Source organism: Bacillus sp. 05T31 (assembly GCF_056396725.1).
In genome coordinates, this window is the sequence record NZ_JBFTMA010001269.1 from 1 (window position 1) to 574 (window position 574).

The following is a 574-nucleotide window of genomic DNA, read 5'->3' on the forward strand; positions in this document are numbered from 1 at the left end:
CCCATTAACAGTCCAGACCCATTAACAGTCCAGAAACTAATTCTCCAAATGGAGTGTACGCAATTGGTAATGGACCACCTGTATATAAATAGCCAACTGCCATCCCAATTAAACCAATGACGACTAACCACCAGCTGCTATTCATACAAATATAAATGCCAATAAATGCTGCTACYACATACAATAAAAGCGCAACTGTTAAAACATTTTTTGGTTTCAATCCATGACGGACAATTCCACCACCGATGCCAACAGAATCAGCAGTATCTAATCCACGTTTGAAATCATAATACTCATTAAATAAATTCGTTGCTATTTGCAATGCTAAACATGCACTCATCATCGCAATAAATAAAAGCCAATGAATTTCTGCAACGTAAAGTGATGCCACTGTCCCTAAAATTACAGGAGAAAACGTCGCCGTTAATGTATGTGGGCGCGTCATCTTCCATATTAATTTAGCGGAACTAATTTCTTTTTCATTCCCCATAACTTTGTTCAATCTCCCTACATTTTAAGTATAAAATCACTAGAAGTATCTTTCTTTCTATTTCTTGATTCACATCCATTAATT

At 36.1% G+C, this 574-nt stretch carries 1 pseudogene; it reads right to left on the reverse strand.

Annotated features, from left to right (window positions below):
- Nucleotides 1-16: 16 nt before the first annotated feature.
- Nucleotides 17-490 (reverse strand): annotated as a pseudogene (locus tag AC1DJR_RS32840) (UbiA family prenyltransferase); the annotation flags it as partial.
- Nucleotides 491-574 lie beyond the last annotated feature (84 nt).